The organism is Wolbachia endosymbiont of Rhagoletis cingulata, from assembly GCF_048537655.1.
GTDB classification, from domain to species: Bacteria; Pseudomonadota; Alphaproteobacteria; order Rickettsiales; family Anaplasmataceae; genus Wolbachia; species Wolbachia pipientis.
Genome location: NZ_CP175927.1, coordinates 1,414,686 through 1,430,225, shown reverse-complemented (window position 1 = coordinate 1,430,225; position 15,540 = coordinate 1,414,686). Strand labels below are relative to the sequence as shown.

General features: G+C 35.3%; 16 protein-coding genes. 7 read left to right on the top strand and 9 right to left on the bottom strand.

What is annotated here, in order from left to right; translation table 11 throughout:
- Positions 1-108: 108 nt before the first annotated feature.
- Entirely contained in the window at positions 109-882 is a 774-nt protein-coding gene (locus ACJZL3_RS06580) for a CPBP family intramembrane glutamic endopeptidase (RefSeq protein WP_419198971.1), read from the bottom strand.
- On the opposite strand from ACJZL3_RS06580, the gene ACJZL3_RS06575 reads away from it, so the two are divergent.
- Entirely contained in the window at positions 791-1,015 is a 225-nt protein-coding gene (locus ACJZL3_RS06575; protein WP_419198976.1) for a hypothetical protein, read from the top strand. The genes ACJZL3_RS06580 and ACJZL3_RS06575 overlap by 92 nt on opposite strands.
- A gap of 169 nt (positions 1,016-1,184) precedes the next feature.
- Here the strand turns inward: ACJZL3_RS06575 and fabF are convergent, their stop codons facing one another.
- Together fabF and acpP are read right to left on the bottom strand one after the other, a co-directional pair.
- On the bottom strand, positions 1,185-2,456 hold the full coding sequence (gene fabF, locus ACJZL3_RS06570) for a beta-ketoacyl-ACP synthase II (protein ID WP_010082030.1): 1,272 nt from the start codon (positions 2,454-2,456) through the stop codon (positions 1,185-1,187).
- 13 nt (positions 2,457-2,469) lie between these two features.
- A complete protein-coding gene (acpP, locus tag ACJZL3_RS06565) occupies positions 2,470-2,694 on the bottom strand; it encodes an acyl carrier protein (protein ID WP_213863337.1) in 225 nt (74 codons plus the stop codon).
- A 181-nt stretch (positions 2,695-2,875) separates the two neighbouring features.
- Here acpP and ACJZL3_RS06560 point away from each other — a divergent pair, with 181 nt between their 5' ends.
- Complete coding sequence (locus ACJZL3_RS06560; RefSeq protein WP_010082029.1) at positions 2,876-3,883, top strand: polyprenyl synthetase family protein; 1,008 nt, start codon at positions 2,876-2,878, stop codon at positions 3,881-3,883.
- Positions 3,876-4,817, top strand: a complete 942-nt coding sequence (locus ACJZL3_RS06555) for an FKBP-type peptidyl-prolyl cis-trans isomerase (protein WP_010963087.1) — start codon at positions 3,876-3,878, stop codon at positions 4,815-4,817. The genes ACJZL3_RS06560 and ACJZL3_RS06555 overlap by 8 nt, the downstream gene beginning before the upstream one ends.
- A 68-nt stretch (positions 4,818-4,885) precedes the next feature.
- Here the strand turns inward: ACJZL3_RS06555 and hslU are convergent, their stop codons facing one another.
- Together hslU and hslV are read right to left on the bottom strand one after the other, a co-directional pair.
- Entirely contained in the window at positions 4,886-6,376 is a 1,491-nt protein-coding gene (hslU, locus tag ACJZL3_RS06550) for an ATP-dependent protease ATPase subunit HslU (RefSeq protein ID WP_006280200.1), read from the bottom strand.
- 1 nt (position 6,377) lies between these two features.
- A complete protein-coding gene (gene hslV / locus ACJZL3_RS06545; protein WP_006280198.1) occupies positions 6,378-6,932 on the bottom strand; it encodes an ATP-dependent protease subunit HslV in 555 nt (184 codons plus the stop codon).
- 115 nt (positions 6,933-7,047) lie between these two features.
- On the opposite strand from hslV, the gene gshA reads away from it, so the two are divergent.
- Positions 7,048-8,208 carry a glutamate--cysteine ligase gene (gshA, locus tag ACJZL3_RS06540; RefSeq protein WP_010963085.1) on the top strand — a complete coding sequence of 387 codons (1,161 nt, stop codon included), beginning with the start codon at positions 7,048-7,050 and terminating at the stop codon, positions 8,206-8,208.
- A gap of 3 nt (positions 8,209-8,211) precedes the next feature.
- Here gshA and ACJZL3_RS06535 read toward each other — a convergent pair whose 3' ends face one another.
- The 3 genes from ACJZL3_RS06535 to ACJZL3_RS06525 form a co-directional block, all read right to left on the bottom strand.
- Positions 8,212-9,009 carry a hypothetical protein gene (locus ACJZL3_RS06535; RefSeq protein ID WP_208571599.1) on the bottom strand — a complete coding sequence of 266 codons (798 nt, stop codon included), beginning with the start codon at positions 9,007-9,009 and terminating at the stop codon, positions 8,212-8,214.
- 70 nt (positions 9,010-9,079) lie between these two features.
- Positions 9,080-10,027, bottom strand: coding sequence for a ferrochelatase (gene hemH, locus ACJZL3_RS06530; protein WP_419198755.1), 948 nt, complete (start codon positions 10,025-10,027; stop codon positions 9,080-9,082).
- Positions 10,028-10,849 (bottom strand): hypothetical protein, encoded by an 822-nt coding sequence (locus tag ACJZL3_RS06525; RefSeq protein ID WP_182282735.1) that lies wholly within the window; start codon positions 10,847-10,849, stop codon positions 10,028-10,030.
- A 113-nt stretch (positions 10,850-10,962) separates the two neighbouring features.
- Here ACJZL3_RS06525 and ndk point away from each other — a divergent pair, with 113 nt between their 5' ends.
- From ndk to ACJZL3_RS06510, 3 genes are all read left to right on the top strand, one after another.
- Complete coding sequence (gene ndk / locus ACJZL3_RS06520) at positions 10,963-11,382, top strand: nucleoside-diphosphate kinase (protein WP_010082097.1); 420 nt, start codon at positions 10,963-10,965, stop codon at positions 11,380-11,382.
- Between the two features lie 1,433 nt (positions 11,383-12,815).
- Complete coding sequence (gene recR, locus ACJZL3_RS06515) at positions 12,816-13,421, top strand: recombination mediator RecR (protein WP_010963080.1); 606 nt, start codon at positions 12,816-12,818, stop codon at positions 13,419-13,421.
- 3 nt (positions 13,422-13,424) lie between these two features.
- Positions 13,425-14,645: a P-loop NTPase fold protein gene (locus ACJZL3_RS06510; protein ID WP_419198754.1), complete on the top strand. Its 1,221-nt coding sequence runs from the start codon at positions 13,425-13,427 to the stop codon at positions 14,643-14,645.
- Positions 14,646-14,690: 45 nt separating this feature from the next.
- On the opposite strand, the gene ACJZL3_RS06505 is transcribed toward ACJZL3_RS06510, so the two are convergent.
- Complete coding sequence (locus ACJZL3_RS06505) at positions 14,691-15,515, bottom strand: hypothetical protein (RefSeq protein ID WP_007550761.1); 825 nt, start codon at positions 15,513-15,515, stop codon at positions 14,691-14,693.
- Between the last annotated feature and the right edge of the window lie 25 nt (positions 15,516-15,540).

The window sequence follows — 15,540 nt, the reverse complement described above, 5'->3', positions numbered from 1 at the left end:
AGTATAATAGATTGACCGTAAAAGGCAAAATTTGCTTTTTCTTCCTCATCATCCCAGTGTCATGCTACCTGCATGACACCTGATGCGAATTGCCCCCGAAATTTTATACTATGAATTACTCAAATGACGCTCTCGAGCTTTATCAAACCAAATAACACCAATTGCAACAATGAAATAACCAGCTGCTCCTAATGTAAGGCGAATTACTGCATCGAAAGTTGACAGAGGAGGAGACGGCATTAGAATGCTCAAAACACTATACACAAGATTATTTGTTGCATGAGCAATAGTTACTGGCCAAATCGAGTTGTCTTTTTCAAACAACCAGGTAAACATTATAGACATTGCACAAATATAAAGGGTATAAGCACAAATAGTCGGGAATGTAAAGCCATCCTTCCACAAAGCTGAGCCAGCAACCACATAAGTTGGTATGTGCCATACTGACCAAATAATACCGACAATAATTGCTCTGATATAAAAATTTGATATTTTGCTTTTAAGATTTTTCAAAAGATAGCCACGCCAACCGATCTCTTCACCAAGAGACATAATGATCCACATCACAAAGGTTGATAATAAAACAAATAACATCACTAATGGACTCAAAACTGCACTCAAATCCTTTACACGGTCTAACGTAAAAGACTCTCGGAAAAATGAAAAACCGCAATAAATTGACAAAAGACCATTGGAAATTAGCATACTTACCAGAATAAGTATAAACCCTAATAGACAGTTTTTTGGCGAACTAAGTTTAAAAAGATCCCTTACCTTCTGTTTATTATAAATGGTTAGCAAAATTGCAACTGAAGCCGGAACAAATGTTGTTAATGATGTTATGTCTTTGAAAGGTAAGCACCAAGCTATAATGCACGTCAAAAAATATGTAATTACAACAAATAATGTACAATTAATAGTGGTTAAATTCATGCATACGCCCATCAATTCCTTTTCTGCATTATTGATCTTTATTCATAAATTGTCAATAAAATACTTCTTCAGGGATGAATAGAATATTTTTTCTTTTTGAATTGCTATTGATAGTTTAATTTTTATATGTATTCCCTTTCACAACCGTTTGTCATCCCAGTGTCACGTGCTGGGATGACAGTAGGAGAGCTGCTTGCATGACAAGAGGAGGGTACTGGAATGACAAGAGGAAGACACTGGGGTGACATCAACTAAACTTGTCCAAATATGAGCGATGCATTAGTGCCACCAAAACCAAACGAATTAGAAAGTGCATATTGAATTTTATGCTCCTGAGCTTTAAACGGTACAAAATTTAAATCACATCCTTCTGAAGGCTTGTGTAAATTTAAGGTTGGCGGAATAATTCCATTATTTAACGCAAGAATACTGAATATTGCTTCAACGCTCCCTGCAGCACCAAGTAAATGTCCTATAGAAGATTTAGTTGAAGAAACAGGTATTTTATAAACGTAGTCACCGAATAACTGTTTCATTGCTATTACTTCAATTTTATCTCCAAGTGGCGTTGAAGTTCCATGTGCATTGATATACCCTACTTGATTGGGATTAATTTGTGCGCTCTTTAAAGCAAGCTGCATTGCCTTAAATGCGCCTCTTCCTTCTGGATGTGGTGCTGTAATGTGGTGCGCATCTCCTGTGAGTCCGTACCCAACCAGTTCAGCATGTATTTTTGCCCCCCTTTTTTTCGCATGTTCGTATTCCTCCAGCACCAATATACCTGCTCCTTCACCCATAACAAAACCATCGCGTTCTTCATCCCATGGCCTTGAAGCTTCTTCCGGTTTATCGTTAAATTTAGTTGATAACGCCTTCATAGATGCAAAACCTGCAATTCCAACTCTACACAGTGCACTTTCTGCTCCACCTGCAATCATAACATCCGCTTCACCAAGTTTTATAGTTCTTGCTGAGTTTATGATTGCATGCGCACCTGTTGCACATGCGGTTACTGCTGAATCGTTTGGACCTGTAAATTCGTATTTAATAGAAATATGGCCAGATATCAAATTTATTAGACTTGCAGGGACAAAAAATGGACTGACACGTCTGGGCCCTTTTTCCTGCATGGTAATAACATTTTCCTGAATTGACGGAAGACCACCTATACCAGAGCCAATAGTCACACCAACACGTTCCCGATTGATATTTTGGCTTTCCAAAATTAATGAATCATCTACTGCCTGAATAGCTGCTGCAATACCGTAATGGATAAAACGATCTGTCCTTTTTGAGTCTTTCTCAGAAATATAATCTAGTGGATTGAAATGGTGCTCAATGTTGTCTGATTGCAACGGCACCTGCCCTGCAATTTTGCAAGCAAGATCAGAAGAGTCAAATCTATCCGTATTGATTGCTTTTATGCCAGACTCACTTTTTATTAGCCTTGACCAAGTGTTGTCAACATCTGCCGCTAGTGGAGTGATTAAACCAACACCAGTGACTACTACTCTTCTGCTCATTTAACACTAACTATTAGCCTTTTTTATTATTAATGTACTCAACTATTTGCTCCATAGTTTCCATTTTTTGTGCGTCTTCATCTGGAATTTCTATTCCAAACTCTTCTTCTGCTGCCATGATGATTTCAACTGCATCTAAGCTGTCTGTACCATGCTCCGAAAGCTTTGAAGAGCTGTTGAATTTCTCTACATCCTTACTAATATGCTCTAGTATAATCTTTTTCACTTTTTCTTCTATGTCTTCTCTAGTGCTCTTTGCTAGTTCGCTATTCACATTTCTTACCAAAAAAATAACCTATTCTTTGATGTTATAAAAAATTTTTATGTTTGCAATATCTTTTATAACTGGTAAACTACAGTAAAGTTTTCTACTGCCCTAGCTGGCTAGCGTTACGTGCTAAACAATTAACAATTCAAAAATGCTAGACGAAACAACAAAAAATTTGCTTATTGTAGAAGTAAATAAACTCTTACCCGAAAATAGCGAGAATAAGCTTATATCAGCTATGCGTTATATACTCCTTGCTCCTGCAAAACATATACGCTCCTTTTTAGTCGTAGCTTCATCGCGAGTGTTTAACGCGGAAGCTAAAAAAGTAATATCAGTTGCTGCAGCAATTGAATTTGTTCATGCTTACTCTCTAATTCACGATGATTTACCGTGCATGGACAACAGTGATACTCGCAGAAGCCAGCTAAGCTGCCATAAAAAATTTGATGAAGCAACAGCAGTGCTTGCCGGAGATGCACTACTTACTCTGGCTTTTGAGGTATTATCTTCGTTAAATGAGAAACGCTGTGAGATCATAAAAGTTCTTTCTCAGGCAATAGGAATTAGGGGAATGGTGGGAGGACAGGCTTTAGATATTAACAGTGAGCATATAGATTTTAGCCCCCAACCCTCTGTCATTCAAGTAGCGGACACTGGGATCCAGAAGGCTTTGCCTACAAGCATTTCGTGCAAAAAGCCATGCGATAGTGGAGCTGAACATGAAATGGATTCCAGTGTCAGCTACTTGCATGACACCCTTTCTACCTTAAAACTACAACATTCGTACGGCTGTATGTATGACGCTGGAATGACGTCGGGCCAAGCTGATAAAATAAAAGAAATTCATTTGATGAAAACCGCAAAACTATTTGCAGCTTCATGTGAAATAGGTGCTATAATAGGGGGTGCTACAGACAAGCAACGTAAAGCGTTATATAACTATGGAATAAATCTAGGGCTTATCTTTCAAGCTAAGGATGATATTGAAGACTACGAACAAGATAAAACAAATAATCTTATGTCTGTGCTTGGTAAAAGTGAAGTAGAGGACTATATAGACGGCCTCTTTAAACAAGGCTTGGATAATTTGAGTGCGCTTTCAGGGGATACTAATTATTTATATGATTTATTGAATCAAGTAAAGAAAGATGGTTAGAAAAATTATATTACAAATGCTTATTTCCGTAGTAATGATTCTCACTTTAACTTCTGCTTTTGTGTTTACTATTGTCTATATAAACAAAGGTAAACCGGAAAAAAAGGACAAGCTTTATGAGATAAATGCCACGCATGGTGGTTTGATACAGACGATAGCACATTACCTAGTGAAGCCAATACTTGAATCAGCACTTGACCGCTATATTGAAAAGCATGGGCTGACAGAATATTTAGAAGAAATAACGCAGCAAAAGGAAGAAGATTCAATAAATTTTTATGAAATTACTGAAGGCAGTGGCAGCAAGGCTTTTTGTGGCCTGGAAGTCCTATTGCAAATATATAAAATTTCTAATAATAACTCAGCAACACTCCCTAGCAAAGTTTCTGATGTTACTTTGAAAATAGGTCAAGATGACCTAAAAGAAGTGAGTTTAGGGGTAATAGGTATGAAAGAAGGCGGAGAGCGTGTAGTTACTATTGCCAACGAGAACAAAATGAATTTTAATTCTTATTACGTCAAACTGATCGAAGTAAAGGATAAATATCCCGACTCAGTAAATAATCTGATGGTTTTTAATGACTTAATTAACAAGACTGGAAAACAAGTAAGGTGCGGTGATGAGATATCGGTTAAATATAGCGTAAAGGAGCATAATGGGGAATATATAGTCAAAGATCAAACAGTGCAATTTAGGGTTGGCGATAAAAAAATACCACTTGCTATAGAGCTTGGAGTTGTGGGAATGAGAGCTGGTAATAAAAGAACTATTCTTTCTCCGCCTGACCTTTTGACTATTACTGACGATATGTTAATAAAAGACATAGATTATGATGAAGAAAATATCTCAATAATTGACTTAAGCTTAGATGTTAAGCAAGAGGTCGCAGCACACCATTCTACTGTTGAAAAACAGCCTAAAGAATATAGCTGAAATTTTAGGTCTACTGGCTAATCTTCTGAACACTCTCTATACTACTTAAAGTAGGCTTTTCGTTTTTCCTAAAGTATAAACTTAGATAAATCAAGCTGCTTCGAAATTGACTCAAGTTTATCTTTTACATACTTGCTGTCTATAATGAATTTTTCGCTATTTTTCTCAGAAGCAATGAAACTTATTTCATCTAAAAGCTTCTCCATGACAGTGTGAAGCCTTCTTGCGCCTATATTTTCCACTTGCCTATTAACTGTAAACGCTATTTCAGCTATGGTTTTTATACCATCATCAGTGAACTCAAGTGTCACATTTTCTGTTTTCATTAAAGCTATGTACTGCTTTAACAAACTAGATTCTGGTTCCTTTAATATTCTTATTAAATCCTCTTGAGTAAGTGCCTTAAGTTCTACCCTGATCGGTAATCTGCCCTGCAATTCCGGTAAGAGGTCAGATGGTTTAGACTGATGAAAAGCACCAGATGCAATAAATAATATATAGTCTGTTTTTACATGGCCATACTTAGTTGTAACAGTTGTTCCTTCAAGTAATGGTAACAGATCGCGTTGCACTCCTTCTCTGTTTACTTCACCTTTTACTTCTGTACGCGCTGCAATTTTGTCTATTTCATCCAAAAATACTATACCGTCATTACTAACAAGATCAATGGCTTCTTTGATTATCTTATCTTCATCCATTAGCCTTTCACTTTCTTCATTAATTAATATTTCACGCGCTTCTTTTACCTTCACCGTAATAGTTTTTGTTTTTTTGCTCCCGTTAAACATCTTGCCCATTATTTCTGTTACATTCATCACACCAACTTGCCCACCTGGCATGCCTGGTATATCGAAAGTAGGTAACATACTCTTGCTCTCTCTGACGTTAATAGAAACTTCTCCGTCCTCAAACTCTTTATTCCTCAACCTTTCTCTAAAAATTTTTTTACTCTCTTCGGTTGCATTTTCGCCTACCATAGAGTTTACTATTGTTTTCTCAGCTAAAATTAAAGCCTTTTTAGCTAAGGCTTTACGGGCTTTCTCTTTAACTAAAACTATTGCTGCATCAACTAAATCGCGTATTATCGAATCAACGTCACGTCCAACGTACCCTATTTCAGTAAACTTCGTTGCCTCAATTTTTATGAACGGTGCACCGGCAAGTTTTGCTAAGCGACGAGCTATTTCAGTTTTACCAACCCCTGTATGACCGATCATCAATATATTCTTAGGTATGATTTCATCACGCAATGGAAATGGAACCTGATTGCGACGCCAACGATTTCTGAGCGCAATAGCAACAGCACGCTTTGCATCATCCTGTCCGATTATGAATCTGTCCAATTCTTTAACTATCTTCTGTGGTGGCAGGTCATCTAACAAAACTTGAGTGCTGTCATTAACTTGAACATCGCTGTCATTTGAATCAAAACCACTCTTAGTATCTTTATAGAGGTTATCTTTTTCATCGTAGGTGTCACTACTACAAGACCGCCCTTCTGAAAGGGTTATGGGCTGATTGGAAAAATTGGTGCATAAAGTTTTTTGCTTGGAAGACATATCACTCCTCTATCTTTTCAATAACTACATTATGATTTGTATAAACACATATATCGCCAGCTATCTTCATAGCCTTTTTCGCAATTTCCTCTATTGATATTCCTTTAATGTCAATTAAAGCTCTTGCTGCAGATAGAGCAAAATTTCCCCCAGAGCCAATAGCTGCGACTCCATCTTCAGGTTCAAGAACATCACCTGTTCCCGTAATTACTAATGAAATAGATTTATCTGCAACGATCATCATAGCTTCTAATTTCCTCAGATATTTATCCATTCTCCAGTCTTTTGCAAGTTCAACACATGCTCTCATTAATTGCCCTGGGTGCTTGTCAAGTTTAGATTCTAATCTTTCAAAAAGAGTAAATGCGTCGGCTGTTGCCCCGGCAAATCCAGCAATTACGGAATCACCAGAAAGACGCCTAACTTTTTTTGCTCCAGATTTTATAACAGTGTGGCCCAGTGAAACTTGTCCGTCACCTATTACTACTACACTTTTATCTTTTCTAATTGATAATATAGTAGTGCCATACATTTTATTGTTATCGTGTTGAATCATTTTTCTATCACTTTAAATAAGAATCTCATTATACTTTAATCTTTAGTCAAATTTACTAAATATGTTCAACTATAGCTTATAATATAATACCTTCCTTATAACATTTAAAGTGCAGATGCAAAACATAATTCACCCAGATTTGGAAAAAAGTATAAATAATTGGTTCGAAGCAAAATTTAATGGCCTTACATCGCCATTTTATAGCTCTATAGATCTTAGAAACTCTGGCTATAAAATCGTTCCAGTAGACGCTAATTTATTTCCTGCGGGGTTCAATAACTTAAGTGAAGAATCAAGAACGATGGCAGCAAGATTGATAAAAAGCTATTTTAAAAGACATCAATACAAAAAGGTTCTTATAATACCGGAAAATTATACACGCAATAAAATGTATATAGAAAACGTATTTGTTATAGAGAAAATACTACAACTCGCAGGTTTTGAGACTAGAATTGGCCTTTTATATAATGAAGTATACAATTTAATAGAACAGTATGAAACTGTTGTGAAAGAAAACTCTCTGCTAAAGACAACTTCAGGATTTGTGCCTGATGTTATTATACTGAACCGTGATATGACGAGCCACATTCCAGACACGCTGAAAGACGTAAAGCAAGATATAGTACCAAGCCCACTATACGGTTGGCATAGCAGGCAGAAATTTAAGTATTTTGAAATCTATCAAGAATTAGCATCTGAGTTTTGTGGCAAATTTAAAATAGACCCATGGCTAATTTCTGTGCTTACAGAGAGCTGTGATGGAGTTGATTTTGATGATGATTTGTCACTAGGAGCAGTAGCAACTAAAGTTGACCAAATATTATCTCTAGTGCAAAAAAAATACGAAGAATATAAAATAAAAACACAACCTTACGTTTTTATCAAAGCAAGCAATGGCACATATGGGATGGGCATTATAACAGCAACAAGTGGAGAGGAAATATTAAACCTCAATAAAAAAAAGCGTCATAAAATGAAAAAGATAAAAGAAGGAATAGCAATCAATAGCGTTATTATACAAGAAGGTGTACCAACCATTGACATGTTTAAAAGCAGTTCTGCAGAACCGCTAATATACTATATAGGAGATACTTCAACATGTTACTTATACCGATGTAATAGCAGAAAAGATGTATATTCTAGCTTGAATGCCACTGACTGTGAGTTTCATGATGTTAGCCAGGTTGTAGAAGGTAAAATTCTATCACTTTGGAGTATTGTTAGCAAATTAGCAGTACTAGCGTTGGCAGTAGAAATAAAATCTTTTCATCCCTAATTCTTATACCTCTACAGTGCTGTCATTAGAATGACCGTTTATATTATGAACATCATCAAGTTCAGTGGAAGGATCATCATTGACAGGTTGATTAAACAACTTATCAAGTTGAACTGCAAGAAATACTGCACTATATATTATGCTGACTGTTACGCTTAAGTTGAAATTATAGATTATACCACTACCCAAGTTTATTGGTATAGTTGGAGTTTCTATCCTTCTTAATATGAAGTTTAATAAACCTAACGACAAAGTTAATGTGCTGATAATAAGGTCCTTCTTACACTTAGCAGACTTTTCAGGATCCTTATTATCCAGATATTTCTTGCATGTATAATAATAGCTTATAGGTTCTGAAATGAACAAAAATAGGATCGTTGATGTTGAACTAATATAACTTGTTACATCTGCATTACCTCTAGCCAAAAAATGGATGACTTTCAACATCATCAATGCTTCTATGGTGCTGCTTGCAAGATTAGCCGATTTACCCACAATTTTTGCCAGCTCTTTTTTACTCTCAGGGTTTCTGTAATCCTTAATTAGATCCTGTAGAGTAAATGCAGAATGGGCAATGTATAGAATAGATGTCGGAAACTTTACTAGTCGAGCAACATTCCGTATAAGAAAGATATTGGATCTATTATTGTCAATGAACTCGCAGCAAAATTGCAGTGAAATCTTACACAATAGGGCTGTTAAACCTGTTGTGATGCAGATTACCTTCCTGAAATCATGATCATAAATATCATGCACCCTTTGTGCGAGTATGTTAGATTTCTTTTTTAGCTTGTTTGGCATGAAATAGTTAATAACTTCCTGTTATTCTATCACATAAAATCCTAAAAGAAAAGCCCTATGAATCAGGACTTTAAGGGAGATTTATGCACAAATCGGCTAAGCATTTTATAAACAAGGGATCGGTACTGAGAGTTGGCACACGAAAGTAATATCCATCCTTGATAATTGCTTTATATTCTATATCAAGTTCAACTAGAGTTTCTGAATGCTCAGAAACAAAAGATATAGGTGATAGAACTACAGGTACACCATCAGCTTTTGCGCGTAATAGCTCACTTTCAGTGCTTGGCTCTAGCCATTTTACAGGACCAATCTTACTCTGATAACATATTGACCAATCTAAGTTATTGATAGCTAACTTTTCTACTATTAACTCTACGCTTCTTTCTACCTGTGAAGCGTAAGGGTCGCCCTTTTTAATGATACTAAGAGGTAAGCTATGGGCTGAAAATAGGACTCTTGGTTTACCGATTTTTCTAGCCAATTTATAGTACTTAGCTATCAGATTAGCGTGAGCTTCAATAAAATCTTGGTTATCATAATAACGGTGAATCATTTTTGTATTGCATTTTAGGCCATACCGTTTAGCATTTTTTTGCCAATTCTCGATGGATGACAGAGTTGTGGTAGTTGAATATTGTGGATACAGTGGCAGCAGAATTACTTCGTCAGGATCAAACTGTTTTACACTTTCAATAACTTCGTCAGCAAATGGACGCCAATAGCGCATGCAGATGAATACCTTGTGTACATGGTTTCTATTTTCGTTTAATTTTAGTTCTGAAGCATTAGCTTGCATTTTTGTATTCTCTAGAATTGGCGATTTACCTCCAATTTCCTCGTATATTTTTCGTGCAGTATTTTCTCGTTTCGCAGATATAAACTTTGCTAAAAGAAACCGAAAGGGATTCGGTAGATTGATTATTCTCCTGTCATAAAAAAGGTTGAATAAAAAAGGACGGACCGCATTTAGTGAATCAGGCCCGCCAAGATTAAATAAGATAACTGCCTTTTTCACCTACGCACTACTACAACAAGTTACTTCTGGGGTGCCTATAAAATTAGCTACACACTCATCAAATTTAGTTATAGGCACTAAATTTCTTACACTGGCATACAATAAGTGGCCTGATCTCTTCAGGTTACTCTTGGTGGATGTGAAGTTCCAATCGAAAAATGTATCGACAAAAAGACTTGGTACCGTTTCAAGAAGTTCAACAGCAGCTAAAGATAGCATTATACAACTTTGCAGGACATTCAGAAGAACCTTGAGGGGAAAAAGTAAAACTTTAACGAAAAGAGAGGTGCTACTTGTTTCATCCAGTAGTCGCCCTGAGTTAGGCGAATTATACTCGGTGTGTTTTCTATTTTGATCAAAGATAGGAAATTTTATAGTATCTTTCTTAAATTCCGCGTCTATTTCTTTTCTACTATGGTTAGTGATTTTTTCCATTAACTTCTCACGCAGATGAAAAGTTCTGACAATAAAACATGTGGCAATCATTAAGGAAGCACATAAAAGTGCGCATTGCATGAGGCTCATACTGCCTAGCATAGCTGGCAGTGCAAAACAAACAAGCGGTGCTATGATTGTCATTTCAAGAAATGGAATAGTGTTTCTTTTCATTGCAAAGGCAGCACCTTCTTTTAATTTTGTATTATGATGTGAACTATATTCCAAATAACTTAAAAATGCCAGACTAAAAGTCAAAAACCCTTTTGTTCCACAAAAAAGTGATGACTTAAAGTTACTTACTAATTTTTTAGTAGTAGATTTAGCTTGTTTTTTAGTGGTAGGCTCAGCTTGTTTAGTAGTGTTATTTTTACAACATTCACCCATACAATACCTCCTTGATGGTTTATTCTTAACTATAAATAAAAAACTGCTTTTATCAAATCAAAATTTACAATAAAATAAATCTATAAATATACTATTTTATATAAGGAAATAATATGGCAATTGAGAGAACACTTTCGATATTAAAACCTGATGCAGTAAAAAATAATATTACAGGCAATATAAATTCCTACATCGAACAATCTGGGCTGAAAATCACAGCACAAAAAATGATGTTACTAACAAAAAAACAAGCAGAGCTGTTTTATGAAATTCATAAAGATAGGCCTTTTTTTGGGGAATTAGTAGAGTTTATGACCTCTGGTTCTGTGGTAGTTCAAGTTTTAGTTGGTGAAAATGCAGTAAGTAAATACAGACAAATCATGGGAGCTACCGATCCAAAGCAGGCAGATAAAGGCACAATCAGGGGTGATTTTGCTGATGATATTAGTGAAAATAGAGTTCACGGCTCAGATAGTCTAGAAAATGCTCGTAAGGAGATAGCTTTCTTTTTTGCTGAATGTGAGTTGGTGTAGTCAACTCAGATTGGCGTCATCCAAGTAGCTGACAACATAGAAACGAAAAAACTTCCTTGACAAACCTCGCCAGCCCCCTTATCATGAAACTGAAGCTATTGTATTTGCTTTCGCCAATCTGCAGATTAAAAGGTAAGGATTACTTAATGTATCGGCGTCTTATGTTCAATTTTTTGCAGTATATAGATACTGCATGTCTTTACAAAACTTCATCTACATCTAGATTTTTATCTAAATAAGCTGAACGCGCTTATAAAGCGTTACAAGACATCAAAAAATGCCAATACTCGACAGAGATAGTAAAAGACTAGCTAACTCGGGGATTCTTTGTCTTTTTTTCTGCTTAGTAAATTTCTTAAACATTTGCAGCGTAAGTTAGTTGCAATTAAAAGCGGCTGAATCTCGCTTGTCAAGCGTTTAAAACATAAAAAACGCCAATATTTTAAAGCGGATAATAACCCCAGGGCTTCTTTTGCCTTTTTTTTCATTTGGTAAATTTCTTAATATTTATAGCTAAAGTAATTTAAAAGTCCGTGAAGGGTGTCATGCCAGTGCTTGACACTGGCATCCAGTTTTCCATATAATCTCATCAAAAATGTTTATTTTCTAGCTACTTTTATACTTATCAACCCAGTATGCTTACTTACAATTAAAATTTCTGGATCCCAGTGTCTGGGCACTGGGATGACAGCTAGCCTGACAACCGTCATCCCGCTACGTGTTAGCGGCTAAGAGATACCGCGAATGAATCGCGGTATGACGGTTCGCGGCAGTATGACGTAGAGCTCACGTTAGCTATACTTTTATGCTTACAAACTTAATAAAATTCCTGGATCCCAGTGGGCTTTGTTGCATCGCTACTTATGAAAGGCTAACTATAATTAGGATTATAAGCAACTTATTGAAAATCTTGTTTTTTTTGCAATCAATCTGATAAAATTTAAGAATAGTAACTTGTTATTTATATTAATAAATTTAATTCTATTGAAAATAGCTAAAGCATTGAAATTCTTGAATTTTAGCCGGATTAGTGAGTGGTAGTGAAATTTCTTTTACTCAAAATTAGGTATTCACTGACCGTTCTTGTTATAAATACCAGAATAATAAGCTACTGATATTCTCCACCTTTTTTATCTTTAATCCATCATAGCTAGCGATGCAACAAAGCCATCCCAGTGTCTGGGCACTGGGATGACAAAAAAGGAGGCACTAGGATGACAAAGGAGAGCTACTCGGATGATACCTTTTTTCTACTTAGTTTGGATTATGCAAGAAGTCTATTATAATCAGGCTTTAAGTGTGCGGAAGTAATTTTTTGCGTTAGAGTTAAAAATTTTTTCTATAGCTAATCAAAGTGGGATCAAGAGAAACTTACCACTTTCTTTACAAAGGGTTTGATGTTACCATTTGACTGCCTATTCTGAATTTATTGAATGAACGTTAACATAAAGAATCTAGTTCATGCTTTCTCTAAATTGCCAAGTTTAGGGCCATCATCATCACGCAGGTTAGTTATACATTTACTCCAAAACAAAGAAAAAGTTATGCTACCACTTGCATCTTTGATTAAAGAGCTAGCAGATCTTATAATAGAGTGTGAAGTTTGCGGAAATCTAGATACTAAGTCACCTTGTTCTATTTGTACTAACCCAAAACGTGACACTAAGTTACTGTGTGTAGTAGAAGAATTAGGTGATCTATGGGCGTTTGAAAAAGGAAATATATATTCAGGTTTATACCATGTTTTGGGTGGCAGATTGTCTGCAATAAATGGCATAGGTCCAAAAGAACTCAACCTTGACACTATTCTGAAAAGAGTGACAGAGTCTAAAATTGAAGAGATAATTATCGCAATTAATCCGACATTAGAGGGCCAAGTTACTGCACAATATATAATTGAATTGCTAAAAAATTTGGATGTGAAAATATCACGCCTTGCTTGCGGCATACCAATGGGCGGAGAAATTGACTATCTTGATGAAGGAACGCTGAGGATAGCACTTACTTCAAGACAAGAATATGAGTTAAATATAAAATAAGACATGTGCTTAAAAAAACTTATATCGCTAATAACATTCAAAAAGAAAAAAATAGTGCCACCACTTAAAGTGGTGGCTTGGGAAAATAACCACCTAAACTATAAGCAATTTTCAGGTAAATTCAACACTATAATTAAAACAATTGATCAGTCTTTTGCAATAATATCTTTGGAAGGATATGATGGATGGGGCAAGACGTTTTTTTTGAAAGAATGGGTAAAAGAGTTAAAACAGCAAAATGAAATTGCAGCTTATTATAGTGCATGGGATATCAATGCATTGGACCAACCACTGCCTTCTTTTTTAAATTTCCTATTTGAAGATTTATTTGTATCGTATAAAGTAAAAAGAAGTGTTATACAACAGTTCAAGAACATAAACCAAGAGCTATTTTCTCTAAACACACTAGGAAAGCTGATCAGTAAATCTCCACTTGCTATGCTTTCAGTATTTCTTGATGCTGCAAAAGAGGCTGATAAAAAAGACATAGGTTTTGTCTTGAGTGAATTAAGTCTTCTCCAAAGAAGAAAAGAGAGTACTAGAGATTTTAAAACACAGTTAGCGGATGTGGTTAATAAAATCAGAAAAGACAAAAACATTTATATAATGGTGGATAATCTTGATGTGTGCCGTCCTAAATTCGTTGTCGATTTTTTGGAATCTATAAAGTATATGCTTGATGTGGAGGGGCTGGTTTTCATTATTTCTGTAAGTAAAGATAAGAGTAATGTACAAAGAGCAATCAGCACAATACTTGGACCAAATTTTGACCTAAAATCTTTTACTGATCTCTCTTTACATTTGCCAAAACAACCGATAGAAAAATTTACAAAAGAACTATTTGAAAATATTAAATTACCGAAAAAGTCAAAAAATTTGATTGTAGATAGTTTTATATTTTATGCAGAAAGCCTGTCACTATCGTTAAAAACAATAGAATACTGCGTAAAAAAAATAAAGCTGTGTCTTCTGAATCACACAAGAGAAGAATTACCTGATCCGAATTTGTTTTCATTTTTGGTAATACTGCAATCGATAAATATTGATATATATGAGGAATTAGGTTTTTCATATCAAAGAGCATTGGAAAAAATTGAAAATGAATATAAATCTTTAGTTCTAAATGGTCAAGAAGAATGGGAAAAACTTAAAACCTCTCTAGAAACTGCTTTTGCAGAGAGGGAGTCAAAAATTAACAAAGCTATAAAGGATATACTATTTTGAAAAGATACCCTACCTTTACATATACAAAGATAGGGTAACATTTGATTAACGCCCTTTTACTATGTCATTACCTTGTTCAAACTTTCTGATTAATTCGCTTACATTGACATTAGATAATTTTTTACCTGCAGATTTGTCATTATGTGAAGCATCAGGTTTACGAAGGTCTTCCTTACTGTTACTCCTAGTAATATTACATCTAACAATGTTTGAATTATTAGACTTATCGCTTACATCTGAAATATTGCTTTTTTCACTACATGAAGACGAATTACTCGACATATTGCCTAAGCTAAAGAGCTTTTTACCTTGATAGATTGGATTCCAATCAAGTGGATTATAAGTTTTTTTGCTAGTCTCAACCTTTTGGTTATTTTGCTGTTTAGGAGAAAAACCAAGTTTTTCTCTTTCTTTCTTGCTTAGCGTTTTGAGAAATTTTACGGTTTCTAATTCATCAGTTGCTTGTACTTTATGTAAATCAAAGCTTTTTTGATGGTTATCCTGCTTAACATTTTCCATCATTTTATCTTTTATTGTTCTATCCTCATCATCAGAAGTGCTGCTACTAATATCACTGATACCACTATCCCCTGAATTGCGGCGTTGTTTGTTAGGAGTGCTATGAATGTTGTCTTCCATGAGTTTTTGCATTGTTGGGCCAAATGTTCTTCCAAGATTGCTACTCACTGTTTTATTACTATCATTTGCTTGAGAATGAGGTACATTTCGCTCAAAAATTGCTTTTATTCCAGCAAATTTAGCTTGGGAAGATTTCGGAGGAACAGGTGGGGCAACCATGCCTTTTGAGTTAATCTTTCCTTCATTTTGAGGAAAAATTTTTGGATTATTTTTTTCTACTGTAGTATTCATTTTTTTACCTCTAAACCTATTAACT